Here is a 26589-nt window from a genome sequence, read left to right on the forward strand (position 1 = left end):
GGGTTCAAAGCGATCCCCCGGAACAAGTGTGGCGCACTCTGCACCTGCTGGTTCAAAGTGAGATGGAGTTACGATCGGACGCATCACACGGCGGAACAATACACTCGTTTTACGGACAGACCAACCTCTCTTCTTGTTTCTCAGTACTCGCCTAGAGGACTGTCCGCCTTAGATAACAGCAGCGTTCGGATGCCGCAATGAGACGATACCAAAGAGCCGACTGGCAGGAAATACTGATTATAAATATACCCAACATACGTTGGGAGAATGTTTAGGCAACGATGGTCATCAAATAGTGGTACGAATTTACATGACATGCAATCTCGGAGTGGACGTTGGTGGGACCTTCACCGATGTAATCGTGTTCAACGAGAATACCCACGAGCTCACGGTCGATAAGGTGTTATCGACGCCAGCGAATCCGTCAGACGGCGTGCTTGCTGGCGTCGAGGAGGCAACGAGAAAGGCAGGCATGTCGGTTGCTGACTTGGACTTGTTCTTTCATGGGACGACGGTCGTGACGAATATGCTACTCGAAGAGACTGGTGCACGCGTCGGACTCATCACCACAGCAGGACACGAGAATGTGCTTCATCTCGCACGAGCGTGGACTCCCGGTCCCCTCTATGGTTGGATCGGGATGGAAAAGCCAGATCCACTGGCCGACCTCGTTGACACACGTGGGATTTCCGGAACCATCAGTGCACCCGACGGAGAAGTCACAGAACCGCTCAATGAAGACGAAATCCGTGAGGCGGTGCACGAATTGCAGGCTGCTGGCATCGAGTCACTGACCGTCGCGCTACTCAATTCGTATCTCAATTCGTCACACGAAGAGCGGGTGCGTGAAATCATCGAAGAAGAAGCACCGGAGCTACCGGTATCAATCTCTGCAGAAATCGTCCCTGAGTACGGCGAATACGAACGTACACTGACAACAGCCATTAACGACTACGCTCGACCGCAGGTCATCAACTACCTCGACGAGCTTGAGACTTCCCTAGAGACCGCAGACTCGACAGCGACAATGAATGTCGTCCGATCGGACGGCGGGCTGATGAGCTCCGGAGCGGCGAAAAACCGTCCTGTCGAACTCGCACTCTCCGGCCCGAGCGGTGGCGTCGTCGGTGCTGCAACCATCGCCGAAAAGAAGGGCGTTCCTGATGTGCTGACCGTAGACATGGGTGGAACTTCGACAGACGTATCACTCGTCGAAGATGGGAAACCCGAGACGAGCCGGAAGACAAAAGTTGGCTATCGTGAATTTAAATCACGCTCGGTCGATGTGAACACGGTTGGCGCGGGAGGCGGGTCCGTTGCTCGCGTCCAACTCAACGGCTCGCTTCAGGTTGGCCCAGAGAGCTCCGGCGCTGATCCGGGTCCGGCCTGCTACGGACACGGAGGTGAAGCACCGACAGTGACTGACGCCAACGTCGTTCTCGGACGTATTCCCCCAATAGTCCAGCTTGGTGGGAAAATGAACCTTGACCGCGAGGCAGCTCGCACAGCTATCGGAACCATTGCTGACGAGCGTGGAAGCTCCATCGAAGCTGCCGCACAGGCGATCATTGACATCGTAAACGAGAACATGCACGGTGCCCTCCGTGTTGTTTCTGTCGAGCGGGGCTACGATCCGCGTGATTTCGGTCTTGTTGCCTTTGGTGGAGCCGGTCCGATGCACGCCAACGCTCTCTCTAACGTAATGGATGCATACCCACTCGTCATACCACCGGGTCCGGGCGTCATGTCTGCATTCGGCTTTCTGACCTCCGACGTACAGAACGAATTCTCGGAGACCTACCTCGAAACCGACCTTGACGTGGACGGTTCCGACGTTCACGCCGAGATGATGGCCCTGCGCAATGAGGCAACAGACTGGCTCCACTCGGAAGGGATCGACCAATCGAATCACTCCTTTGAGTACTACGCCGACTGCCGATACTTCCGCCAAGACATCCAAATGTCCATCCCCGTCAATATCGACAACCTTCGGGGGATGGGGATGGACGAAATCAAAGAGGACTTTGAAGCACGCCACGACAAACGGTTCGGCTTCTCGCTGGATGCGCCTCTCGAAATGGCCACTCTCCGCGTCATCGGAAAAGGGACCCTGAAAGGTGTTACCATCGAAGAACATGATGTTGCTGATGCTGATCCGAGACCGGCCAAGGTCGGTACCAACGCGGTGTACTTCGACGGTGACGATCACGAGACGCCGATCTACGACCGCACGGATTTACAGGCCGGCAACGAGATCGTAGGTCCAGCTATCGTCATCGATGACGACGCAACCGTCGTTATTCAACCAGACCACACCGCTGTCATTGACCGCTATGCCAACATCGAGATCAATCGAGGTGATGTTGCATGAGTGCCGACCCGCCAGATTTTGTCGGCGAACACAGTGTCGACACGACGACACTAGATCTTATCGAGAACACATTAGAGAATACGCGCTACGAGATGGACCGCGTGTTAGAGACGACAGCCATCAGCCCTGTCATCCGCGAACAGTCTGATCAGTTCCCTCTTATCGCAGATGCACAGGGTCGAATGGTTATGGGTCAGTTCGGCTCTGCCATCGAAACAATCATCGAGAACGCCACCTTCGACTGGGAAGATCTCAATGACGGCGACGTCATCGCTACCAACGACCCCTACATGTGTGCAGGGGCGTTGTCACACACTCCCGATATGCTGCTCTTGCGGCCGATTTTCTACGAGGGCGAGCGTGTCGGCTTCTCCAGCCAGTGGGGGAATCTCATGGATGTTGGTGGAAAAACGCCTGGCAGCATGCCCGTCGAAGCGACGACCATCTTCGAGGAAGGGATTCGACTTCCACCGGTCAAACTGTATAAAGAAGGTGAGCTGGACGAGGATATCCTCGAAATCTTCGCCCACAACACACGGCTTCCGAAACACGCGGAAGCCGACATCAAGGCACTCGCGGCGGGGACTGCAGTAGCTCAAGAGCGCGTACAGGAACTCTGTGAGCGCTTTGGAAAGGAAACCTACAAAAAGAGCTGTGATGCAATCCTCGATCGCACCCGGAACGGGATGATCGACCTCATCCGTGAATTCATTCCTGAAGGCGAGCGGTATGCCTTCGAGGATTACGTCGATGACGACGGGATGGGTACTGGTCCTATCAGACTTCATCTCGAAATTCATCGTACGGGTGATACCGTCTACCTCGATTGGGAAGGAACCGACGCTCAGGTCCCAGGAACCGTCAATTTCCTATTGAACGAGAAGATGTTCAAAATGTTCACCGGCGTGTTTCTCATCATGGCCTTCGATCCCCTTTTGACGTTCAACGATGGGTACTACGATCTCTTCGAGGTCAACCTTCCCAAGGGGACTGTCGTCCAGCCGGAGTTCCCGGCTGCGCTCGGTAACCGCTTGCCGCTGATGGCACGGCAGTTCGATGTCTTGCAGGCCACCTTCTCGAAGCTCATCGATGGTTTCTCTGTCGCCGGTAGCTACGGGACCTCGCCAAACCTCGTTTACGCTGGTGTCGACTCCGATGGCAACCAGTTCCAAATGCTCGAAATACTCTACGGTGGTATCCCTGCCCGACCCGGTGGCGATGGATTGGACGGCCACTCGTGGTGGCCGCTCTTTCGGACGGTACCCGCCGAGTATCAGGAGGCGTACTACCCACTGACGATCGATGAGTACAGCACCCGTGAAGACACTGGCGGAGCAGGCGAGTTTCGGGGTGGCCACGGGATCACGAAGGTCTATACGTTTGAGGAGGACGGAACGATTACCTTCCAAGACGACCGTTCCCACACCTATCCGTGGGGCGTCGATGGCGGTAGCCACGGTGAGACGAGCACAAAGAAGCTCATTCGAACCGATGGCACAGAAGAAGAACTCCCCTCGAAAGCCGAGAGCATCTCGGTTCGGGCGGGTGATACACTCGTCTTCAGCACCGCAGGCGGTGGTGGTCTCGGTGATCCTCTAAAACGTGACCCGGAACTCGTCGCACGAGAAATTCGTCGTGGGCTCGTCTCTGAAGAGGTTGCTCGTACGGAGTACGGTGTGGTTCTCGACACAAACGGTGCCGTCGACGAGACGGCTACGACAGGACACCGCGAGCGCATCAGCCAACACCGAGACGATTTGCAGGAGTTCGACTACGGGCCGCTTCCGGACTACGAGGATCTCGAAGCGCAGATTTTTGAAGAACGCCGCGAGTTCGACCAGCGCAGCAGCTGAACTGCCAGCACACGTTGCATACCTATTAGAATGCCTAACGGATGATAAACATGGATTGGATCGAAGCGACCGAAAAAATGTACGCCGATCACGACTTCGCTGTTGAAGTCGGAATAGGTGACCAACCAGCACTGCTCGTAATCGACCTCATTACTGCCTTTACTGACCCTGAAACAGACCTTGGATCGGATGTCGATAGCGTCCTCTCACAGACCAACCGCTTACTGGATGCGTTCCGCGAACACGAGTTGCCGCGCTATTTCACCACCGTCGCCTACGAGGAATCGTACGGTGACGCCGGATACTTCATCGAGAAAGTGCCCGCGCTCCGCGAACTCAAACTCGGAACCGAGGCAGTCGAGATTGACGACAGAATTGCACCCGTCGCAGACGAACGGGTCATCCTCAAAAAATACGCGAGCGCGTTCTTTGGAACCGATCTCGAAACAGAGTTGACCACCAACCGCGTGGACACCCTCGTTCTCGTTGGTGTAACGACCAGCGGATGTATCCGCGCAACGGCAATCGACAGTCTCCAACACGGCTACCGCACCATCGTTCCCGCCGACGCTGTCGGGGATCGTGCCGAGGGACCACACAAAGCCAACCTCTTTGATATCAATGCCAAGTACGGTGACGTAGTCGAGACCGACGATGTCTTGGCCGTGCTCGATGACGAGGTCCAAGCGTAATCAGCATCCAATCAGTCCACAGAAACTTGCCCTGGTGTCCCTGCCGAAACCCGCATCGAAATGATAGCGAACGGTATGAGAGGTAAGTGACACCACGAGCCACGCTGTCGATTCGGTTATCAGTGCATCACACAGCGGAGCTGCTACTCTACGTCAAACGTGCCGATCGCCTATTGGAAGAGACTCGAATGCGTTCAATGCCGTTCCGGTCCATAATCGGGCTACTCGCTCTCGCCATCGTATAAACAGCCTACATAGGTTGGAAAAACTGCTTTTCGTCGATACACAGAGTTATAGAAGGGAGCATATGACTGCACGGAAACGGCAGGGACCGTTGGACGGCATGCGAGTGATTGATATGTCTGGCATGATCAGCGGTGCCTTTGCGACGACGATGATGGGCGATTTCGGTGCCGACGTGATAATGGTTGAGCATCCGAACGGTGGAGATCCTATTCGAGAGTGGCCACAGAAGACCGAGGACGGAATTTCGTTGGCGTGGAAGTCTCTCGGCCGAAACAAGCGGTGTATCACGCTTAACTTGGGATCGGATCGTGGCCGTTCCATCGCGCTCAAGCTGATTGAAGACGCCGACATTGTCTACGAAAACTTCCGTCCAGGAACAATGGAACGATGGGGGCTGGGTCCCGAAGATATTCACACAGTCAACAAGGAAGCCATTATGGTTCGGCTCTCTGGCTACGGTCAGACGGGTCCGAAATCACAAAAGCCCGGATTTGGGACCGTTGCAGAGGGTATCTCTGGCTGGGCACACGCAAACGGGTTCTCCGACCGCGAGCCGTTGTTGCCACCAGTTAGTCTTGCAGACTTTCAGGCGGCGCAGTTTTCGCTACAGGCGACGCTGATGGCCGTCTACGAGCGTGACCTCGGTCGCGGTGGCAGCGAAGAGGGACAAGTTATCGATGTCTCACTCACCGAACCACTGTGGCGCATCTTCTTCGGTGAAGTTGAGGCCTACGACTACATGGGCCACGTCCGTGAACGCACCGGGAACCAACACCCGAGTACGGCACCACGAAACATCTATGAAACGAAGGACGGCTACATGACAATGTCAGCCTCGAATCAGAAAATCTTCGAACGGGTCGCCGAGATCATCGATAAGCCAGAGCTCATCGACGACCCACGGTTCGAGGACAACACCACCCGCGTCGAGAACAGCGAACCACTCAACGAGGAAATCGAGTCGTGGACGAAGCAGCACACCACCGAGGAAGCCATCGACATCCTCGAATCAAACGACGCCATCGTCGGACCAGTCTACGATATGAGTGATATTTTTGAAGACGAACAGTTCCAAGCACGGGACGATATCATCGAAGTCGACGACCCGGACGTTGGCTCAATCAAGACGTTCGGTCTGGTCCCGAAGTTCTCACGGACCCCCGGTGCGGTCGAGTTTCTCGGACCTCGTCATGGGGAGCACAACGAAGAGGTCTACTGCGACGAAATTGGCCTCTCGGCAGCTGAGTTATCCGATCTCGAAAGCAAAGGGATTATTTGAATGAATCTTACTGACGTAACGCTCCGGGAAGGTGATCAGATGCCCGGGCGATCGTTCACCGCAGATGAAAAAATAGAGTCCGCCCACGCACTCGATGATCTCGGGATCCCATATATTCAACCAGGATTCCCTGTGACCGGTGAGAAAGACCAGCGAGTGGTCTCCGAACTCGCTGGAACGACCGACGCCGATATTGTCGCGCTGGCACGAGCACTCGAAAGCGATATCGACGTCGCGCTGGACACAGACGCTGACGTGGTCGAAATATTCGTTTCGGCGTCGGACAAACACCTCGAACACCTGCTTGGAATGTCCCGTGCGGAAATGTTGTCGATGCTCGGCGAGGCCGTCGACTATATCCGTGCCCACGATCGGCCGGCCCACGTCACGCTCGCAGACGCGTTCCGGACGAACCACGACCAGCTCTGTGAAATCATTGCGACCGTCCCAGACGCGGAGTTCATCTCACTCGCAGACTCCGTTGGCGTGCGGACGCCCGCGACGGTGCGACAGTATCTTGAGAGACTCGATGGATACATCAACTTCGATCGGTTGGGCGTCCATTTTCACGACGACATGGGCTGTGCCACGGCGAACGCGTTGACAGCGTACTACGCAGGGGTTGGAAAGGTAGATGTCAGTATCGCTGGTCTCGGCGAGCGTGCGGGCAACAGCGCGCTTGAGGAGGTTATCGTTGCCTGCTCCATCGAGCACGGTGACAATCTGGGAATTGATTCGAGCAAGCTCGTTCCCATCTGTCGCAGTGTACTCGACACGCTCGGTGAGGAGTACGGACAGAGCAAGGCAGTTCTTGGAGCAGCGATCGCAGAGCACGAATCGGGCATCCACACCGCAGCGATGCTGTCTGACCCTGCCACGCTCGAATCGTTCGATCCCGAACTGTTCGGTGGGCAACGACGCCTCGTCTTTGGAAAACCGACCGGCGAAAGTAGCGCCCGCCATCTCCTCCAAAGAGCGGGCATTGATCCCGATGCAGAGACAGTGACCGCGTACCTCAATGCGTTGGCTGCCAAGGGACCGCTTGACCTCGAAGAAGCGCTTTTGCTGGCCGAGCGTGAACACGGTGGATAGTATCCTCAATGTGTCGACTGCCCCGGTAAACCCTTATTGGACCCCTACTGAAATGACTCAGCAGATATTGTTATGTATCAGGCCGAAATCCACCTTCAACAGCACAAAGATTGTGTCATCTCGCAACTCGCGACTGAATACGACACGAACATTGACATCGACATCGAGGAACTCCACGACGAACTCGTGACGTTCATTCTTGGAATTGATGCAGATGTCGATGAAATTCCCGACACGCTCGTGCATTCCGATCAAGTAAAGCACACAGAGAACCTCGGCAACGGGAACTTCCTCGTTACCAAGACCTCCTGTGGTGCCTACTCCGCTATCGACCAGAATCACGGTATTATCCGGCGGCGCACCTTCATCAGTCCGAACCGGCGGGTGTACTCTGTTCTTTTCTTCCGGCGTCAGGATCTCCGTGCCATGATCAAAGATTTTCGTGAGATCGGGACCGTGACGCTCGGCAAGCTCTCACAGATGGGTGATTCGAGCGTCCATCTCACTGATCGACAGTACGAAGTCATTGAATACGCACTCAAAATGGGGTATTTTGAGTGGCCTCGTGACATTACGAGCGAAGAGCTCGCCGATTATTTCGGCATTAGCCGCGCTACGCTTCTCGAACACCTCCGAAAAGCCGAATCAAAACTCCTGACTGACGCTCTCGAATCTGTGGCTGCGGGACAGAACCGTTCCAGCCACACTGAACCCACAATACCACCGAAGTGATCATTGACAATACATAAGAAATCAGAACGGAGTGTCACCCAAAAACTAGCTTGAACCATCTACTCGACAACAAATACGTTCGTATATATTCGAATACGATCTATTGTCCTGTCTGTATTGTTCGATAGTCTCACACAAAATATCTAGAGACGGGATTCATTAGCTAAATCGACGCTTCATTGTATGGATGACAAAGCGACAAGCCCAATCGAAGGAGAGTCAATCGAGCCAAACTCTGTCTCGAAGAAACTATATTAAAGGACTCAGCATCACGGGATTGCTAGGGATTTCCGGTATTGAGCTCGCAAGCGCACGATCTTCGCTCGGATACGATTCCACCGCGCGTTTTGAATCACAGGCCAAGGAGCTCGTGACTGTTTCGAGAAACGACTCGATCGTCGTCAATGAGGAAACTGTCCCCGTGAGTTCGGATGTCGAACTCACCTCGTTTACACATCTATTCGCAGATGGATGGGTACGGGGCTATCGCCTGACAGCGGCCCTCGATCAGGAAACCTCGGCTGGACTCGTATCACCCGGCCTCACTGCTGCCGCTCCGGTGTCGGAGATGACCAATAGTGCGGGAGCAGTTGCTGGTGTAAATGGTGATTTTTTCGACATTAACGACACCAATGCACCGATTGGAGCCGAAATCGGTGCCAGAGAGTTACACAAGGGACCTGCCCCAGGTCGGACTGGGACCGTTGGCGTTGACGAGGATGGTCTTGGACGGATAGCGAACGTTACGCTGAGCGGGTCGGTTACGTTTCATGATGGCGAACAGTCATTGACCGCACTGAACGAATCCACACTCGCTCGGAATGGGGTAGGGCTGTTCACACCCCTTTGGGGATCGACTTCGCGTACTAACGTCGTTCAAGACGCCACGCGTGTTCGGGAAGTCATCGTTCAGGAAGGGACAGTAGCGGCAGCTTCGTCTACGATCACAGATACGCCAATCCCCGAGAACGGATACGTGCTCATCGGCCGCGAAGCAGGAGCGAAGACACTTAATGGGCTTTCGACGGGTGATTCGATCGACATTGCGTACTCAGCGGAGACAGACTCTCCCTCGCCACTTTCGTTCGCTGTCGGTGGCAATCCGCAGTTGTTGTACGACGGACAGCTGCCGGAAACACTCGATGATGAACGGGCAGAACCACGAACCGCTGCTGGTGTTTCCGATGACGGATCGACGCTGTACCTCGTTGCGATCGATGGCCGACAGCGTTTCAGCCGCGGAGTGACGCTTTTTGAACTCGGCACACTGATGAGACACTTTGGAGCGACTGACGCAATTAATCTCGACGGAGGTGGATCAACGACGCTGGCCGCCCGTGACGCTGGAACGGAGCACCTATCCGTTGCTAACAGCCCATCGGATGGAAGCGAGCGAGCAGTCCCCAATGGCGTTGGGTTGTTCACACCAACCGGAACGACTCTCGATGGGTTCCGCATTGAACCGTACTACGATGAGACTGGTGGCGATCGAGTGTTCCCTGGCCTGACTCGCACGTTTGTCGCCTACGGCCACGACGACACCTACGCACCTGTGGATGCAAGCCGGGTTCGGTGGCGACCGAGACCCAGATCACGCGGGAGAGTCACCGAGACAGAGGAAAAAGACGATTCAGATGCGGACAGCGTCTGTGTCTTCACAGCTCGACATCCCGGCCAAGGACGTCTTACGGCACGCCAACGACGCGCGCGAGGGAGCACGGAATTAACTGTTCTTGGCCCTCTTGATCGGATCGCGGCATCGGTCGATAGCGTCGGGCTGGCCGGCGTCGACGACAGCGAAACGTTCAGCGTCGTTGGCTACGACGAGGAGGGATATCGAGCACCGATCGAACCACGAGACATTACTGTCAGCGTCGACGGATCCGATGTTGAGCTTACCTCAAGCGATCAAGGAGCGTTCACTGTTACGGCCACGACCGACAGTGGATCAGCACTGATCGAAATAGAAGTACAGGGAGAAACAGCGTTCCTACCAGTCACGATCGGTCTCGCTACGAAGAGCGCTTCTGAATTCGAAGATCCATCTGCGTGGTCGTTTTCGAAGTATCCTTCGGCCGTCGAAGGCGCGATGCAGTTCGTCTCTGGCCGTACCGGTCAGGGACTAAAACTGTCATACGATTTCACGACGACAACCGCGACCCGTGCCGCGTACGCTCGGGCCGATCCGCTGCTCGAACTTCCTGGTGAGCCTCGCCGACTCGGGCTGTGGGTCGATGGAGACGGGAATGGAGCGTGGCTCCGGGCGACCGTCCGTGACGCGACTGACGTGGAGTATAACCTGAATCTCGCTCGCCACATCGACTGGACCGGCTGGCGGTACGTCGAGGCGACCGTCCCGAACGGAGTGCACTATCCGCTGAAACTCAGACACATCTATCCGGTCGAAATCGATTCGAGTACCCAGTACACTGGCTCGCTCGTCTACGATGACCTTCAGGTGAAGGTTTCACCAGCAGTCGAAACGCCCGAACAGACTCCTGTACGAGATCCAATGATCGTCACCAACGGGAAAACCGAAGACGGTTGGCGCTTTGCGATGATGGCAGACAGCCAGTTCACCGCCGATAATCCGACGAGTGAAATCGTCAAACGGACACGTCGCACACTCCGAGAGATCGTCGCCGCCGACCCCGAATTCCTGCTCATCGGCGGGGATTTCGTCGATCGAGGTTACGAGGAGGATTTCCAGCTCGCGCGTCGCATCCTCGATGAAGAGGTTGGAGAGCAATTGCCCGTTTACTACGTTCCTGGCAATCACGAGCGAACGGGAACGGATTCACTCGAAAACTTCAGATCTACTTTCGGCGAAACGCATCAGACGTTCGACCACAATGGGACGCGATTCATTCTGCTGAACTCATCGACCGGAAGCTTCCGCACCGCGGAGTTCGATCAGCTATTCGATCTTCAAGACGAACTCGAAACGGTTCGCACCGATTCGGACATCGATGGGTGTGTGGTAGTCGCTCATCATCCACCACACGATCCGTTGCCAGCAAATAACAGTCAGCTCGGAGATCGTCAAGAAGCCGAACTCATCGAGGAATGGCTAGCTGAGTTCGAGATCGAGTCTGATGGAAAGAGCGCCGCGTACATCGCTGGCCACGCTGGCACTGCCCACGCGAGACACGTCGATGGCGTCCCGTACGTGATCGTTCCTCCGTCCGGGAAAGATCCCTATGGACCTGCGGACAACGGTGGTTTCATCGGGTGGACGATGGTCAGTGTCGATAGCCATCCAGCGAGCAAAGCACACAGGCACACGAACAGAAGAGACCAGTGGATACAGACCGCGATGCATCCACTGTTCGATTCAGTGGCGCTCACCGCACCAGACACCCTCGCTGTTGGCGACGAAGCAAATATCAAAGCGATTGGCACACAGCCAGGTGGGAGAACAATCCCACTGGCGTATCCAGCGACAGTGCGCTGGAGCGGGAGCGAGAACGTGTACGTTCTCACAGAAAATCGAAAACAGAGCAACAGCCGAAAGCACGATTCTGACCGGTACGATGCCGTGTTCGACCCCGCTCTGCGAACACTCAGGGCAGTGCGTCCCGGAACCGTTACCCTCCGAGTTACTGCCAATGGAGAGACAGCCTCTACAACCCTTTCGCTGAGACAACCATCAGATAAGTAATGTGAGAATGGCGGCTGTGAACAACGCTTGGACCGAGATTTATGCGACATCACACACCCAAGCCAGATTGATGAAACAAGAGACCACATTATTTGAGTAGTCCAAGCCGACAGCCACTATATGGAAGAACAAGCGCAAGTGGCCGAGTTCATCGCAGAACACGATATGCAGGGACAGCCGGCATACCGCATCCTTGATCTCGCCTCAGAGGTCGGGGAAATCGCGAAAGACGCGGTCGAATCGGGGGAATACGGTGCAACACCGGAGCAACTTGAAGTGAACACTGACGAGGTTGGCGATGTACTATTTTCGTTGCTCGCTCTCGCAGAATCACTCGACATCGACGCCGGTGTCGCGTTGGATGAAGCACTCGATAAGTACCAGCGCCGACTCGAAGAAACCGGAACTGCATCAAGTCAGTAATCGAGAAGGTGGACGCTGACCGGGATTCGACTGATCAACTCGTGTTTGACTGGTTCTGGTTGTTGTGTTGGTTCGATCCTGCGTCCTGTTTTTTCGCCTCGGCGCGTTCGACTGCCCGCTTCAATAGCGACGGCGTCAGCAGTACTGAGACGACGAACACAACCAGATACGCAACGAATATCTGGTTGCCGACGATCCCCTGAGCGACACCGAGAGAGACGATTGCGATTCCTGATTCAGAGCGTGGAAGGAGGGCAAATCCGATAACGAGTGAGTCTTCTCGATGGCCGCCAGCGATGAGATTTCCGACGTAGCCCGCGATGAAGTTTGCGAGGAGACCGAAGACAGCAAACACGAGGATAAACGTATTGACGGTTAGTGCTCCGAGATTCATCCGTGCGCCGATTGCAACGAAGTAGAGCGGGATAAACACGCCGTAGGCGATGCCGTATACGTTCGATTGGATGTTGCTCGCCTCGAATCGCTTGTTCGTTGCAATCACCAGACCGATGGTGAGTGCGCCAATGAAGTAAGAGAGATTCACCGCGTCCGACGCGTAGCCGAACACGAACAGCAGACCAAGGATTGCGATGAAACTCGCTTGATCCACCGTCGATTTTGCGATGAGGTCGGACACTGGATCGAGGAGAAACCGATAGAATATCACTGCAACGACGAAAAAGAGCGCGGCCAGTCCGAGCGCAGAGGCGGTTCCCTCCAAGCCGCCACCGATGAAAAACAGCGGAAGGGTCGAGATCCCAAGCAGACCGATAACGTCGTCGACAACTGATGCACCAAGTATCCACCGTCCGTACTGGGTATCTAACTTGTCGAGCGAAAGGAGCGTCCGAACGACGATAGAGACAGACGTTACCGAGAGAATGAGACCGAGATAGAGACTCGATTCCAACGCCCGCCCGAACAACGTTCCAATTCCGTATCCAACGAGAAAGGGGAGCAACACACCCGAAAGACCGATCACCAAAACCGGTCTGAAGGCCACGAGCAGATCATTGAGATCGATTTGCTGATATCCAACATCGAAAAACAAGAGCAGTCCACCGATAGTCGCGATGAGAATGAACGGGCTGGTCTGACTGGTGCTGCTGATTAACAGTAACACAGATGGACCGAGCACGATTCCTGCGAGGATTTCGCCAAGGAATCCCGGCTCACCAAGCCGTTCTATACCTTCGCTCAGGACAAGCGCAAGCAAGAGGCTCACCCCAATAACCAAGAAGATTTCGAGCGAAGCCATCTATAGCACCCTCCTCACGAGAATCGCCCTCTCGTGTTTCATGCCGCACTAATCATCAGCGACTGCCAACGTAAGTATATGGAGCATACACCACGGTTGCCGCCCAAAGTAATGGTATATCGTCAACAGGTCTGCGTGTCGGGGTTATATCCAGCCACAAGATTGTGTGTTCATGCAAGTCCCGGTGTGGTTCGATCTCGAACGAGCGAGACGACCGAACGCCTCTGAACGCAAACGAATCCAGCAACGATAGTAACGAATCCAAGCCCCGTCAACGGATCGATGATTTGACCGAGGACGAGACACGAGATAACCGTCGCAGAGACGGGTTCGAGGTAGCCGATGAGATTGATCTGTGTTGGGCCAAGGCGGTCGAGTAGTTCGAAGTAGATGAGAAACGCTCCTGCGCCAGTGATTGTTCCGAGATACAGCAGCGATAGCCCTGCAACCGGTGTCCACTGTATCGTTGCGAGTGACTCACCACGAATGATTCCAGCAGCGAACAACAGTGCCGAGCCGATGAGCATGGCCCATGCCTGTATCGTCCGAGTCGGGAGGTCAGTCTCGATGGGTCGCATCAGCACCGCACCCAGCGCGAAACAGGCTGATCCAATGAGAACGGTCATGACTCCAATCGCATCACCTGTCAGCAACGCACCGGGATCCAGCGCCGCGAGTCGGGCAGTGAATGGCAGGCTACTCTGCTCGGCAACGCCGGGTTGGGCGACCAGAAACACACCAAAGAAACCGAGAGCGAACCCAGCGACGTCGAGCGGTGTTAGCCGGTCTCCAAGGACAACAACTGCAAATAATGCTGTTAGTACGGGTCCAAGGCTGACTACAACCGCTGCGACTGCGCCGCTGACGTGCTCCTGACCGAGATACAGGAAGCCATGGTGACCGCCAATGAGAAAGCCACCAGCGACTCCAGAGATTAACCATTCATTGCGCGTGCGGGGCAGCCAGCGTGGGGTCGAATACCACGCGTATCCGAGGATCACGATTCCTGCGATGAGGTATCGCAAGGCGGCGAACTGGAGCGGTGGGAAATACGACAGCCCAATGTCGATGGCAACGAATGAACTCCCCCACAGTGTCCCGAGAAGGAGAAAGGCACCGACAATGAGTCGTTGGTTCATCGACACCTCACGCGGTGACTCCAAGCGGTGCTGTTGTGAAACTCTAATCCAATAATTCCCTTAGTTATTGTACCACTCATGAACATCATGCCCTGTGATTGAGTAGTAGTGTATAAAAATCTTTTTTCTTGGCTTTACTGTCGAATAGAAGCGTAAATAGTTAATGGCTAATTCAATATTAATCAACCAAACGCTCGAGCATCGTCTCCCGTGATATTTGTTGTAGCGGCTCGTGCCCGTCACGGAGCGTGCTGATCGTGTAGGTCGAGATGGTCCGTTGAACGCCGTCAACGGCTTCGAGCTCACTGATCAGGTCTTCGACCATATCCGGATCGGTCAGCTGTGCAATAACGAAGAAGTCGGTATCTCCTGCAGTGAAATAGACATGCGTTATGCCGTCGATGTCAGCAAGGCGCTCACCGAGTGACTGATGATAGTCTTCGTCGTACTCGGCAATAATTTGGATGATAAACGTAATTTCGAAACCCAGTGCCTCGAGATCAATGTCGTAATGGTCGTTGCGAATGATCCCTGCCTCTCGAAGCAGCTTTAGCCGGTAGTTTACGGTCGAGAGCGGAATCTCCGTTACCTCAGAGATGTGGTCTGGACTCCGCGTTTCGTTGTCCGCGATAGTCTTCAAAATGTCGACGTCTTTCTCATCAATGTCCATACCCTTGCTTCGTTGGCTCGTGTCTCAAAAACCTTTGCTAGACATTGTACGGTAGTTCAATCAGCTCGTCGATCATACGCTATTCGAATGCACACTATTGTGTCAGAGAGAGATGCAAACTGTAAATCAGAAGGTCCGGAAGTACAATCCACATTTTGACAGTAAAACAGATTATTCGTTAATAGTAATTTCTCAGTGATAGACGTAGATTGATCCGATACAGCACAGTTGACTGTCCTGCAATTGTTGGTGGATAGTGCGAGAGGCGAAGTAGAGCGAAACTATTACGCCTATTTCTGTGCGATCGACCTGCTTGATAGTCGATGGCAGAGAATTAACTGAACGATTATGGAACCTCATTACCAGACGCTCGGTGTGGCTGTACGAAAATGCTGGATTGAGCATCAAATATCGGTAGTGGACGTGTTTTAGCCTTCTACAAGTACTGGTCGTGCTCGCATATTCGATCGAACACACCGTGAGCATGCTGACGATTTTACGGTGACACCTCCAAAGAGAGCCAATTTAGCACAAATGATGATAGAGTGAGTGGCCAATTATGACTAATAGATGAATGCCATCATGGCATAATTACGTCATTATCGGTTACTGCTCACTCGTGGTAAATACACTTGTGCCTCGCCGATCGTAAAATCAGATTCCTGTTATTTTCTTCACGATCCGTTTTCTGCATTGCTCTCATAACATAACCAATAGATGATAATAGCTGCGAGTGATCACAGGAGTACGTCTGTAATTTGTTGAGGAGACAGCATCTCTATACTAAAACGTCATTTTCCATTCACTATAACTACTCATAGAGGACTGATACATAGTGTCATAAACAGGAGGCAAAGCATTTCCCGAAGGAAAACCAACTCGTTCCAATATCGGTTCACGCACACACTAATCAGACGATCCATCGTCAGTGGCACCCATTTCTATCGATTCGATCGTCAAACGACGTAGTTCGAAATCCTCAACTTTCGCGTACCAGCCACCCAAACTATGCGTTCTGTCACCGTCATCTATGAATATCGACACCTGCCCGGAGATATCCGATAAGGCAGGATAAATATTAGCGCTTCTTGAGCGAGTGTACACAAGATCAACCACTCGGCCTGAAATTGCGTGCACATCACCGCTTTCAGTGTCAGACACCTCTGCACGTACCTCGATGATTACCCCCTCGTGATAGAGCGGCGCGATGTCGACGACGCATTGACGAATATTCACGTATGTAATCGGTGGGGAACTTCCTCGTGTAGAGTACACGACATCCCAGTTATCCCACAGAGAGGTCTGATAGTACCAATGGAAGACGTACGTGAGTGGACGATTGGTCGCAAGAATACCAAATTCATACCCCGATCCGCGCTGTGGTGCAAAGCACGTTTGGGATCGGTCAATTAACGCAACGAACGGAGTTGGAAGGTCCCGTGAACAAACTTCGCTTGCCGTATTCTCGAATTCGAACTCCGTGTCGATAGTTGATCGGCTCCCTTCGGGACGGTACAAAGAGAGTTTGATGAACACACCACGACCATACGCCTCGTGGAGGACAGGCCGTAGCTCGTCGTATTGCGCTGTTGTCCCCGCCAGTTGGATCTCGTTTTCGGCTGTTCGGATGAGCGATTTCGTGCGTTCGACGACCGTCTCAAATCGCTTGACGATGGTCAAATCATGGTCATCAAGATCAGACGCCTCCCACATGTCTCGAAGTTCGTCCGCTGCTTCGGAGAAGGAGTTCGCTTGCTCTCGAAGCGCTGCAATAATCGAATCCGGGGAGAGCGCACGCGCATGAAGGCTATCCTGTTTGTATGTCTCGATGAGATCTTCGGCTTCGAGATCACGGAGAACATCGTAGACACGAGATTTCGGCACACCACTTTCTTCAGCAACCGTTACTGCAGAGGCAGCTCCGCGTCGTACCAAAGCGACGTACACTAACGCTTCATACTGTGAGAAGCCAGCGTTTTGAAGTGATTTCCTGACGACATCTACGTCCATCGTGTACGCAGATAGTAGAAATAGATGTATATGGATTACTATTACAGTGGCTACGATACTCATTCACTATTGCAATGTATACATGACCAAAAAGTATAAGTATTAATCAATAAAAGAGAACTGTGATCAAACATCATGGTACGTAATTTCGGAAGAAATGAAACTACACGACGGACAGTACTCAAAGTATCTGCTATGGGTGCCAGCGCCCTCCTTGGAGGACTCGCTGGCTGTCTCGGGGGAAACACCAACTCGACAGGGACAGAGTCGGGAAAATTAGTGACAACGAATCGTGTTGGGTCGAAGAACGTAAAAGCCACATCTGTTCATTGGTTGCTTCCGGACGCATCTCACAAACAGGATGAAAATCCCGAGGTTGCGAAGGTGTACGAGCAACTGTTTGAAACGTGGGCAAAGGACCACCCGCGAGTTGCGATGGACCTACAGTATAAAACGAATTTAGAACAGATGAAGACGAAACTGCTCCAAGCCGTGGCGAAAGGAAACGCCCCTACATCGGCGCAAGTTGATTCATTCTGGGTTCCCGATTTCACGGACTCGCTCCAACCAATGGACAGAGTGATCGAGAAACCGGACGACTGGTACCCGTTCGTCAAAGATATTGTTCATCAAAACGGAAGTTGGAGAGCTGTTTGGAAGAACACTGATTGTCGAGCCCTCTACTACCGCCAAGACCTTATTGATAAGTACAACGGTGGAAACCCGCCAAAAACGTGGGATGAGCTCATTCAAGTCGGGAAAGATATCAAGGGAAACGAGAACATGGCCGGCTACATGTACAACGGCGGGAAGTGGGAAGCCACCACGTTCGACAATTTGGCGATGTACTGGGCACAGGGAGGTAATCTCGTCAATGATGAGGGAAAACCCGTACTCGATACACCGGCGAATAAGCGTGCACTGCTCAGCGTGTTCAAGTTTTTCAAACGGACGGTCGATTCCGGTGTCACGCCCCAACGAGTCGTGAACATCACCGATTACGGTCGACTCCGGGAAGCCGCTCTCAATGGACAGACGGCAATGTTCCTTGGTGGAAACTGGCAAATATCGACCATCAAACAACAGGTCGATAGCAAAGAGGAGTGGAAGAAATGGAAGGTTGCGAAAATCCCACAGCGCAAACCGGATATCGCATCGACCGGCACAGGTGGATGGACGGTCGGTGTGTTTTCTCAGGACGAAACGAAACGCAGTGCAGCGGTCGACTACGCGGGACTGTTCGCGAAAAAGACGAATATGGCGAATCTGTGTAAGGCAGGTGGATTCCTTCCAACTCGGAAGTCGGTGTTCGAGGAGACGAAGTTCTTCTCAGATGACCCGTACATGCAGAAGTACAAGAAACTGCTGACGGACGGTCGTGCTCGGCCCGGCGTTCCGATTTATCTCACGATTTCCTCGGAGTGGCAGACTGCTGTTGGAAAAGTTCTCACCGGACAGGCCTCGCCAAAGGCGGCAGTCAATACGATGATCAAGAACGTGAACGCTGAATACGAGGGTTGAATCCGAAGCCATGCTCATAATCCATCGCTCTACAAACGCATGGAAGCTGACGGCGGGTGATACACTGTGTCTGTGAGTACCGAACGGCTACCGGATAGCGTTCACAATGCTGTGGCCTCCGTTACTGGCTCATTCGAGCGATTCCAAGAGACGCCGCTCACGTGGATCGCACCGGCGATCCTATTTCTCCTTCTCTTTCGGTTGTATCCACTCTTCGAAGCGGTTCGGATGAGTTTCACGAACATGAAACTCACAGAACTGGGAGCAGAGTACGTCGGCGTCGAATCATACATGCAGATCCTTTCGTCGCCATCGTTCTGGACAATGGCGAGGATCACGGTCATTTTCGTCGTGGCAAGCGTTGTCCTCCAGATCGTCCTCGGGATGATTCTCGCACTTGCCATCGATTACGGCGTCAGAGAGAAGCTATACGGAAGCGTTTCGACTCGTGTTGCTGTCCTCTCTGCGTGGGTGATTCCGGGGATCGTTATCGGGATCCTCTGGAAGATCATGCTCATCGAGGCGAACTACGGCGTTGTCAATTTCATGTTGCTCCAGTTGGGATTCGACGTCGTATCATTTCTCTCTGATCCACAGATGGCCCTCGTGTCAACGATTACGGCAAATACGTGGCGTGGAACAGCGTTCTCGATGATCATGCTGTACGCTGGACTGCAGCAGGTACCCACACATCTCTACGACGCAGCACGGGTCGACGGTGCACGGGCGTTACAACGGTTTCGGTACGTGACGCTCCCGCAGATAAAATCAGTCGTATTCATCAATCTCGTGTTGATCACGATCTACACGCTGAACACCTTCGACATGATAATGAGCCTGACAGGCGGTGGACCGGGGCACGCGACGGAAGTTCTGGCGCTGTTCATGTACTTCGAAGGATTCGAACGGTTCGATATCGGTCAAGCCGCTGCAGTCGCAGTGATGATGCTCGTTGTGAACATCGTGATGACTGCGATCTACATGCGCCTATTCATCGACGAGGAGGAGTTCTAAAATGAGCGTACAGCACCGAATCGATTCGATTTCCCGCACACTCTCTGTGTACACTGTGGTAACGTACGCGATCTATGTGCTCGCAGGCGTATTTTTCCTGTTCCCGGTGCTCTGGGTGCTCTCGATGAGTCTTCGGATTGATGGATCAGTGATTTCGTATCCCGTGCAGTTCATTCCGCAAGAGATCACCCTCGACCCATACGCTGAGGTGTTACAGGATTCATCGATGGTGACGTGGATACTCAATTCGGTGAAAATCGCTGTGCTCGAAGTCATTGGAATCATTATCGTAACGCTGCCAGCAGCGTACGCATTCTCTCGGTTCGATTTTCGAGGAAAAAAGCCGCTGCTCTTCTCAGTACTGTTGTTTCAGATGATCTCGCCGGTCGTCATCGTCATTCCGCTCTACAATCTGATGAACCAGCTGCAACTACTGGATACCCATCTCGGACTCATTCTCCTCTATATCGGGCTGCAAGTTCCGTTCTCGATCTGGCTCCTCAAGAGCTACTTCGATACGATTCCAGACGGATTGGACGAAGCAGCTCGCGTTGATGGCTGTAATCGGTTGCAAACCCTTCTTTACGTCTTGCTCCCATCGATGGCACCGGGAATTGCTGTCGTTGCGATTTTCAACTTCGTATTCGCGTGGGCTGAATTCGTGATGGCATTCACGGTTCTCGATAGCAATCGGCTCTACACTGTCTCAATTGGCCTCTTCTCGTTTCAGGGACAGTATAGCACAGACTGGCGCGTCATCTCCGCAGCGAGTATCATCGCCATGCTCCCGCTGTTGGTGATGTTCATCGCGCTACAGCGATACTTCGTTAAAGGACTCGTCGAGGGGGCAGTCAAAGGATGAACACACTCGTCCACCCGTTCGAACACTCGCCTTCCTCTCCGAAGCCAATCGCAGAAACGCACATGAACGACGGTAATAACGTCCAGTATTCGAATGCTGGAACCCACAGATGTCGACAGTAGAAATCACGGAGTTGACCAAGCGGTATCGTACAGGATCGAACAGCGAGCTGATCGCTGTCGAGAATCTCAGCATCGAACTCGAAGACGGGGAATTTCTCGTCCTCGTTGGACCCTCTGGCTGTGGGAAATCCACAACGCTTCGCTGTATTGCAGGTCTCGAAACGATCAGTGAGGGTGAAATCAGATTCGGAGACACCGACGTGACAGGGACGACACCCGAGGAGCGAAACATTGCGATGGTGTTCCAGAACTACGCGCTGTATCCACACATGACCGCCCGACAGAACATGGCATTTGGGCTGAAAATGACAACAGATATTTCAAAAGAAGAGCGACACAGCAGGGTTATCGATGCAGCACAAACACTCAGCATCGAGGAGTTACTTACGGACAAGCCAAAGGAACTCTCTGGCGGGCAACAACAGCGCGTCGCACTCGGACGAGCGATCATCCGAGAGCCCGAAGTATTCTTAATGGATGAACCGCTGTCGAATCTCGACGCGAAGCTCCGAACGCAGATGCGGACCGAGATCCAACAACTACAGTCAGAACTCGGGGTTACGACGGTTTATGTGACACACGATCAGACAGAAGCAATGACGATGGGTGATCGGATCGCCGTTCTCAATGATGGCACACTGCAACAGGTCGGAACACCACTCGAATGTTACTACGAGCCGGAGAATCTCTTCGTCGCGAATTTCATTGGCGAACCGTCAATGAATTTCTTCGAATTCGAACTGATGGGGACATCGCTCGTTGGCGAAACCATCGACTACACGCTTTCAACTCAGTACGACGAATCCATCGACGACGGGACTGTCGTGACGCTCGGCATTCGACCGGAAGACATCGAAATCGTCGAAGAAGGCGGTCAGAACACATTCAGAGGAACAGTTGAAGTCGTCGAACCAATGGGCGATCAGAACTTCCTCCATCTCGATCTGCATGGAACGGAGGTCACCGCGGCGATAGCGGGTGAGTACGATGTCGAAACCGAGACCGAAATATGGCTTCACGTTCCTCAAGCCAAGATTCATCTTTTCGATACTCAGACCGGAAAGGCGCTGTACAACTGCGAGCGACACAGCACCACGATTCCGACAGTAGCCGACGTTTCCGGAGGTGAAGTAGCGTGACGATCCGTCTGGCAGCGATCGGTCTCGGAACGCTCGGAGAGCACGAACTCGAAATTTACGAAGAGATCCCAGACGTCGATATCACCGCGGGAGCTGACATCGAGAAAGGCAAGAGAGAACGGTTCGAGAGTCGGTTCGACGCACCTGCTTACGAAACTCACGAGCAACTGCTCGAAGCACACGGCGATGAACTCGACGCAGCCTCAATCGTCACCCCACACACGCTTCATTACGAACAGGCAATGGCGTGTCTCGAACGGGAATTGCATCTCTTCATCGAAAAGCCGCTCGTCACGGATGTCACCCACGCGCAAACGCTCGTTAAAACAGCCGATCGACAGGGATGCGTTCTCGTTGTTGGATACCAGCGTCACTATCATCCAGTGTATAAGGAGATCAAACGACGAATTGAATCAGGACAGATCGGTCGAGTGCACAGCCTCAACTGTTATATGGGTCAGCATTGGATCCGGAAATTCGAAAACGCGTGGCGAACGAATCCCAGCCTCTCGGGCGGTGGCCAGCTGTACGACTCCGGATCGCATCTCCTCGACACGCTGCTGTGGACGACTGGAACGACTCCGGTCGCTGTCGGGGCGATGATGGACACTCGTGAGCACGATGTGGACGTGACCAGTGCGCTCACACTGTCATTGGAGCGTGATGGAAACCCAGTCACTGGAAGTGTTCTCGTGACCGCTGACGGAACGGAGGACCCCTCGACGTACGAGGGGCTGGTTATCTGGGGAACGGAGGGACGACTGACGTACACGCGTGATACACTGACCATCACGCGGCGTGACACAGCTCCTGAGGAGATCACAGTCGATGGAGCCACGGATTTCAAAACGTTGCTTCGCTACAAGCTCACCGACTTCATCGAAGCCGTCCGCGGAGAACACGAGCCGACTGTTCCAGGCTCGTACGGACAGATCGTGGTTGCTCTCACAGAAGCGGCGTATGATGCGTACCGAACGGGAACAACGGTCGGTGTTGCGCAGTATCTCGAAACAGCCACCCCTGCAACAGACTAGCACTGATTCTGCGTTTGTTCTTGAGAGGTGTTGGACGTTCTGAGCTCAGGATTATCGCGGTGCCTGGTTCATCACGTCGGGGTGGCCTCACTAATCAAACCGCTAGAATGAATGTGTAGTCGGTTCTGATCTGCCGTCTAATCACGTTTTTGAAACGATCGAACGTATCCACTGTCGATGACAGAGCAACGATATTCAGACATCAATCACCGATAGAAGTAGTTGTACCGACACGTACCGATCTCTTTGGGAGACGACGTCTCAACCAGCTCAATTACGAACCAACTGAAATGACCGCACAAGCATCCTCGACTCGCTCTGAAATCTCCCATCTGTTTTATCCAAGATCTGCCGCTACTGTCGCCGGGTAGGACTGATACCGCAGTTTTGGTGAAATGACAGAATAGGCTGGACGAGTCCGTTCGATTGTCTTTCGCACACATCCTCATCCAATTTATTACGTACGAATATTTTAATCAATCGATGAGTATTTTTCTAAAAACGTGGATGAGGTGTTGTGTTGTCGGTGGTGATGGTTCGTTCGATCGGTTCTTCGAGCTCAAAGGAGACAACGAATCGACCTCCATCAGTCGTTCACTGGACGAATCCGTCGATAAACCACGGTAGAAGCGCTGTAATTGAGAATTGTACGATATCGAAACCGAGTAGTGAATTTTGAATCAATATATTGGTGTGGTATAGCAATTCGCCTGAGATCTGTTCACTTCATCCATATCTATCACTCACAAATAGGGTGTTCCTACCGGAGAGCGAAGGTATATACACAATCGCGGAGTACATTGAATCGTTACTTGTGTCACGTGTTCCGAATCCCATACGACTTGTAGTGCTGTACATAGGACTTGCTCTCGTCCGCATCGACCTCCTCAGCCGTGAGCGTGCCCGTCGGACCACGAAATTAGCGTGGCCACGTATTGTCACGGGTATTGCTCGGATGTCTAAAAACGCGGTCGACGTAGCGATGGTTGGCATTGCCCTCGGTTCGACTGCCATCGCAGGAGTCGGATTTGCTGGTCCGTATTGGGGATTCGCGTTTGCGGTTGGTGGGGGAATTGCCGCAGGGACAATTGCTCTTGTCTCACAACGGTTTGGCGCTAAAGAATTCAGGGATCTCGGGCAAGCGGTCCGCTCTAGTGCTATCATCGTCGTCGTCATCACGATCCCGATCACAGCCTTCTTCAGTCTGTTCTCAGTCGAATTGATCTCGATTCTGAGCAGCGATCCCGAAGTGGTCCGATTCGGATCGACGTATCTCCAAATTGTCTCGCTCGGCATTCCATTTGCAGCGTTGAATCTCATCGGAAGTCGCGTCTTTATTGGGATCGACGACGCGTGGACACCGATGGTCCTCCGATCGGGTGGCGCTATCGCTAATATCGCGTTCAACGCGGTTTTGATCTTTGGCTTCGATCTCGGTGTCACTGGCGCAGCGATGGGTACCGTCCTCTCGAATGTGCTCGTGACAGGAATATTCGTGGTCGCGCTCGTTGCGGGCCGACTCCCTGGTATCGGTGCGTTCCCGGTGCAGATCGATCCGTTTGGTACGTACATCAATCTCGAAATCATCAAGCAGCTGGTCGAGATCGGAACGCCCGTCGTAGGACGAAGCCTCGTGTGGACGGTCGCTGAGTTTCCGATGCTCGCAATCGTCGCCATATTCGGGAGCGATGTCGTTGCCGCGTTCGTCATCGCTCGTCGCATCTGGGGACTGATGAACACACCAGGGTGGGGATTCGGGCTTGCTGCTAGCAGTCTCGTCGGGCAAAAGCTTGGAGCCGGTGACGAAGGCACTGCGGAAGCGTACGGGCACGAAATCATCCGATTTGCGGTCGCAGTGTATCTTGTTTCAGCAGCGGTCGTCTTCCTATTTGCCGAGCCAATCGTCGTTTCGTTCGTCAGCAGTCCAACCGATCCGTCCGTTGGAGTCGCTGTTTCGCTCGTTTCGGTCGCCTGCGTTGCCGTCGTGTTACAAGGTGTCTCTGGTGGAGCTGCAGGGCCACTCGACGCCAGCGGCGACACGCGCTGGCCGTTCTACAGCCAAGCGTTCGGGATGTTCTGCTGTTCGATCCCGCTCACGTATCTTGGTGCGACGACGTCGCTCGGGCTCGACGGGCTGTATCTCGCGTTCATTGCTGAAACGGCGGTCCCAGCAGCGCTCAACTACTACCGCTTTTCGACGAACAAGTGGAAAGAAGTCAGCCGCAGTTATCGGGTGAACAGCAGCGTTTCCGACGACTGATTCTGTCCTCGCGGCTGATTGTTGTTCAGTAGGCGTTTTCGAACAGTTCAACCGCGTCCTGTCGACTCATCGAACGAGGGTTACGATCAATATTGTGTTGTGAGTATTCGAACGCCACGTCAGCGAACGCCTCGAACTCGCTCTCGTCGATATCACCAAGTTCCCGGAGCTGATTCGGGATACCCATATCATCATTGAGTGCGGCGACGGCGTCTGCCGCACCGCGAGCCTGTTCGAGCGTTGTCTGATCGGTGCTGCCGAGTAAGTGTGCGATGTCTGCGAGACGGTCCGGCTCTGCGAGCACGTTATACCGCATCACGTGAGGGAGCAGGACGGCATTGGCCCGCCCGTGGCCGATTCCGTACTCGACACCGAGTGGATACGTGAGCGCGTGAACTGCCCCGAGCCCTGAATTGACGAACGCCTGTCCCGCCATCGTCGCTGCAAGGCTCATCCGGTAGCGGGCCTCGTCGTTGTGCGCTCCTTGGTGGACTGCCTGCCGTAAGTTCTCGCCAATCAGTTCGATCGCCCGACGTGCCAACACGTCAGTCATTGGCGTCCGGAGCGTCGAAACGTAGCTTTCGATGGCGTGGCTCAGCGCGTCCATCCCGGTCGCTGCGGCGATTGCGGGCGGCAGCGATCGAGTCAGCGTTGGATCGACGAGTGCGAGATCACAAAAGAGGTGTTCGGAGTAGACCACCTTCTTGTTGTTACCGTCATCTTCATCGGCAAAAACGCCGATATGAGTGACTTCGCTCCCGGTCCCCGCTGTCGTCGGAACGAGCACGGTTGGGCGTCCCGGCCCCGGAACGTTGTCCATTCCCAGCATCTCACGAATCGGAGTATCGTGCTCGATGAGTACCGACGCGAGTTTCGCGGTGTCCAGACAGCTTCCCCCACCGATACCCACAACGAGATCAGCGTCGACCTTCGATAGTGCTTCTGTGGCTTGCTCGGCCAAACGAAGCTTCGGCTCCGGTGTTACTCCATCGAAGACATGGATATCGACGCTTGCCGCCGATAGCGCATCACAAACAGGAGCTGTGGCTCCTGCATCGGCGATATCGGCGTCTGTGACAATGAGTGCCGACTCGATCCCGTGGCGTGCGGCGAATCTTTTGAGTTCATCTGTCGCACCCATCCCGTATCGGATGTCGTTCGGACTTTTGATAGAGAAAGTATCATCGATAGAACCCAGTCCATTGAACATG

The 26589-nt window shown here is 53.8% G+C and carries 19 protein-coding genes; 14 read left to right on the top strand and 5 right to left on the bottom strand.

Annotation, left to right across the window (positions count from 1 at the left end; all coding sequences use genetic code 11):
• Positions 1-310 precede the first annotated feature (310 nt).
• The 8 genes from MW898_RS08255 (at position 311) to MW898_RS08290 (ending at position 12349) form a co-directional block, all read left to right on the top strand.
• Positions 311-2371 (top strand): hydantoinase/oxoprolinase family protein, encoded by a 2061-nt coding sequence (locus tag MW898_RS08255; RefSeq protein ID WP_248906149.1) that lies wholly within the window; start codon positions 311-313, stop codon positions 2369-2371.
• The gene (locus MW898_RS08260) at positions 2368-4224 is read left to right on the top strand and encodes a hydantoinase B/oxoprolinase family protein (protein WP_248906151.1); all 1857 of its coding nucleotides are present in this window, start codon (positions 2368-2370) and stop codon (positions 4222-4224) included. Before MW898_RS08255 ends, MW898_RS08260 begins: the two co-directional genes overlap by 4 nt.
• Positions 4225-4265: 41 nt before the next feature.
• On the top strand, positions 4266-4916 hold the full coding sequence (locus tag MW898_RS08265; RefSeq protein WP_373689834.1) for an isochorismatase family protein: 651 nt from the start codon (positions 4266-4268) through the stop codon (positions 4914-4916).
• A 307-nt stretch (positions 4917-5223) separates the two neighbouring features.
• Positions 5224-6441 carry a CaiB/BaiF CoA transferase family protein gene (locus MW898_RS08270; protein WP_248906154.1) on the top strand — a complete coding sequence of 406 codons (1218 nt, stop codon included), beginning with the start codon at positions 5224-5226 and terminating at the stop codon, positions 6439-6441.
• Entirely contained in the window at positions 6442-7533 is a 1092-nt protein-coding gene (locus MW898_RS08275) for a LeuA family protein (protein ID WP_248906156.1), read from the top strand.
• Positions 7534-7605: 72 nt separating this feature from the next.
• Positions 7606-8265 carry a helix-turn-helix domain-containing protein gene (locus MW898_RS08280; RefSeq protein ID WP_248906157.1) on the top strand — a complete coding sequence of 220 codons (660 nt, stop codon included), beginning with the start codon at positions 7606-7608 and terminating at the stop codon, positions 8263-8265.
• Between the two features lie 187 nt (positions 8266-8452).
• Complete coding sequence (locus MW898_RS08285; protein WP_248906160.1) at positions 8453-11926, top strand: phosphodiester glycosidase family protein; 3474 nt, start codon at positions 8453-8455, stop codon at positions 11924-11926.
• Positions 11927-12046: 120 nt separating this feature from the next.
• Positions 12047-12349 carry a MazG nucleotide pyrophosphohydrolase domain-containing protein gene (locus MW898_RS08290; protein ID WP_248906162.1) on the top strand — a complete coding sequence of 101 codons (303 nt, stop codon included), beginning with the start codon at positions 12047-12049 and terminating at the stop codon, positions 12347-12349.
• Between the two features lie 34 nt (positions 12350-12383).
• On the opposite strand, the gene MW898_RS08295 is transcribed toward MW898_RS08290, so the two are convergent.
• From MW898_RS08295 to MW898_RS08310, 4 genes are all read right to left on the bottom strand, one after another.
• Positions 12384-13607, bottom strand: coding sequence for a cation:proton antiporter (locus MW898_RS08295; RefSeq protein ID WP_248906164.1), 1224 nt, complete (start codon positions 13605-13607; stop codon positions 12384-12386).
• A gap of 170 nt (positions 13608-13777) precedes the next feature.
• Positions 13778-14746, bottom strand: a complete 969-nt coding sequence (locus MW898_RS08300; RefSeq protein WP_248906166.1) for a DMT family transporter — start codon at positions 14744-14746, stop codon at positions 13778-13780.
• Positions 14747-14924: 178 nt separating this feature from the next.
• Positions 14925-15416, bottom strand: coding sequence for an Lrp/AsnC family transcriptional regulator (locus MW898_RS08305; RefSeq protein ID WP_248906168.1), 492 nt, complete (start codon positions 15414-15416; stop codon positions 14925-14927).
• Between the two features lie 906 nt (positions 15417-16322).
• Positions 16323-17426 (bottom strand): TrmB family transcriptional regulator, encoded by a 1104-nt coding sequence (locus tag MW898_RS08310; RefSeq protein WP_248906170.1) that lies wholly within the window; start codon positions 17424-17426, stop codon positions 16323-16325.
• Positions 17427-17621: 195 nt separating this feature from the next.
• Here MW898_RS08310 and MW898_RS08315 point away from each other — a divergent pair, with 195 nt between their 5' ends.
• From MW898_RS08315 to MW898_RS08340, 6 genes are all read left to right on the top strand, one after another.
• Entirely contained in the window at positions 17622-18947 is a 1326-nt protein-coding gene (locus MW898_RS08315; RefSeq protein WP_248906172.1) for an extracellular solute-binding protein, read from the top strand.
• Between the two features lie 66 nt (positions 18948-19013).
• Positions 19014-19961: a carbohydrate ABC transporter permease gene (locus tag MW898_RS08320; protein ID WP_248906174.1), complete on the top strand. Its 948-nt coding sequence runs from the start codon at positions 19014-19016 to the stop codon at positions 19959-19961.
• Position 19962: 1 nt separating this feature from the next.
• Entirely contained in the window at positions 19963-20823 is an 861-nt protein-coding gene (locus MW898_RS08325; RefSeq protein WP_248906176.1) for a carbohydrate ABC transporter permease, read from the top strand.
• A 109-nt stretch (positions 20824-20932) separates the two neighbouring features.
• Positions 20933-22084 (top strand): ABC transporter ATP-binding protein, encoded by a 1152-nt coding sequence (locus MW898_RS08330; RefSeq protein WP_248906178.1) that lies wholly within the window; start codon positions 20933-20935, stop codon positions 22082-22084.
• Positions 22081-23118, top strand: a complete 1038-nt coding sequence (locus MW898_RS08335) for a Gfo/Idh/MocA family protein (protein WP_248906180.1) — start codon at positions 22081-22083, stop codon at positions 23116-23118. The genes MW898_RS08330 and MW898_RS08335 overlap by 4 nt, the downstream gene beginning before the upstream one ends.
• Positions 23119-23932: 814 nt before the next feature.
• Positions 23933-25378, top strand: a complete 1446-nt coding sequence (locus MW898_RS08340) for an MATE family efflux transporter (RefSeq protein ID WP_248906182.1) — start codon at positions 23933-23935, stop codon at positions 25376-25378.
• A 25-nt stretch (positions 25379-25403) separates the two neighbouring features.
• Here MW898_RS08340 and MW898_RS08345 read toward each other — a convergent pair whose 3' ends face one another.
• Positions 25404-26588: an iron-containing alcohol dehydrogenase family protein gene (locus tag MW898_RS08345; protein ID WP_248906184.1), complete on the bottom strand. Its 1185-nt coding sequence runs from the start codon at positions 26586-26588 to the stop codon at positions 25404-25406.
• Between the last annotated feature and the right edge of the window lies 1 nt (position 26589).

The sequence above is a fragment of the Halocatena marina genome (genome assembly GCF_023276375.1).
Taxonomy (GTDB): Archaea; Halobacteriota; Halobacteria; order Halobacteriales; family Haloarculaceae; genus Halocatena; species Halocatena marina.

What these genes read in the sequence shown, in the direction of transcription:
- MW898_RS08315 (WP_248906172.1), top strand. Translation starts at nt 17,622, where the DNA reads ATGGGTGCCAGCGCCCTCCTTGGAGGACTCGCTGGCTGTCTCGGGGGA.
- MW898_RS08270 (WP_248906154.1), top strand. Translation starts at nt 5,224, where the DNA reads ATGACTGCACGGAAACGGCAGGGACCGTTGGACGGCATGCGAGTGATT.
- MW898_RS08305 (WP_248906168.1), bottom strand. Translation starts at nt 15,416, where the DNA reads ATGGACATTGATGAGAAAGACGTCGACATTTTGAAGACTATCGCGGAC.
- MW898_RS08260 (WP_248906151.1), top strand. Translation starts at nt 2,368, where the DNA reads ATGAGTGCCGACCCGCCAGATTTTGTCGGCGAACACAGTGTCGACACG.
- MW898_RS08300 (WP_248906166.1), bottom strand. Translation starts at nt 14,746, where the DNA reads ATGAACCAACGACTCATTGTCGGTGCCTTTCTCCTTCTCGGGACACTG.
- MW898_RS08290 (WP_248906162.1), top strand. Translation starts at nt 12,047, where the DNA reads ATGGAAGAACAAGCGCAAGTGGCCGAGTTCATCGCAGAACACGATATG.
- MW898_RS08285 (WP_248906160.1), top strand. Translation starts at nt 8,453, where the DNA reads ATGACAAAGCGACAAGCCCAATCGAAGGAGAGTCAATCGAGCCAAACT.
- MW898_RS08345 (WP_248906184.1), bottom strand. Translation starts at nt 26,588, where the DNA reads ATGTTCAATGGACTGGGTTCTATCGATGATACTTTCTCTATCAAAAGT.
- MW898_RS08295 (WP_248906164.1), bottom strand. Translation starts at nt 13,607, where the DNA reads ATGGCTTCGCTCGAAATCTTCTTGGTTATTGGGGTGAGCCTCTTGCTT.
- MW898_RS08310 (WP_248906170.1), bottom strand. Translation starts at nt 17,426, where the DNA reads ATGGACGTAGATGTCGTCAGGAAATCACTTCAAAACGCTGGCTTCTCA.
- MW898_RS08325 (WP_248906176.1), top strand. Translation starts at nt 19,963, where the DNA reads ATGAGCGTACAGCACCGAATCGATTCGATTTCCCGCACACTCTCTGTG.
- MW898_RS08265 (WP_373689834.1), top strand. Translation starts at nt 4,266, where the DNA reads ATGATAAACATGGATTGGATCGAAGCGACCGAAAAAATGTACGCCGAT.
- MW898_RS08280 (WP_248906157.1), top strand. Translation starts at nt 7,606, where the DNA reads ATGTATCAGGCCGAAATCCACCTTCAACAGCACAAAGATTGTGTCATC.
- MW898_RS08275 (WP_248906156.1), top strand. Translation starts at nt 6,442, where the DNA reads ATGAATCTTACTGACGTAACGCTCCGGGAAGGTGATCAGATGCCCGGG.
- MW898_RS08255 (WP_248906149.1), top strand. Translation starts at nt 311, where the DNA reads ATGACATGCAATCTCGGAGTGGACGTTGGTGGGACCTTCACCGATGTA.
- MW898_RS08330 (WP_248906178.1), top strand. Translation starts at nt 20,933, where the DNA reads ATGTCGACAGTAGAAATCACGGAGTTGACCAAGCGGTATCGTACAGGA.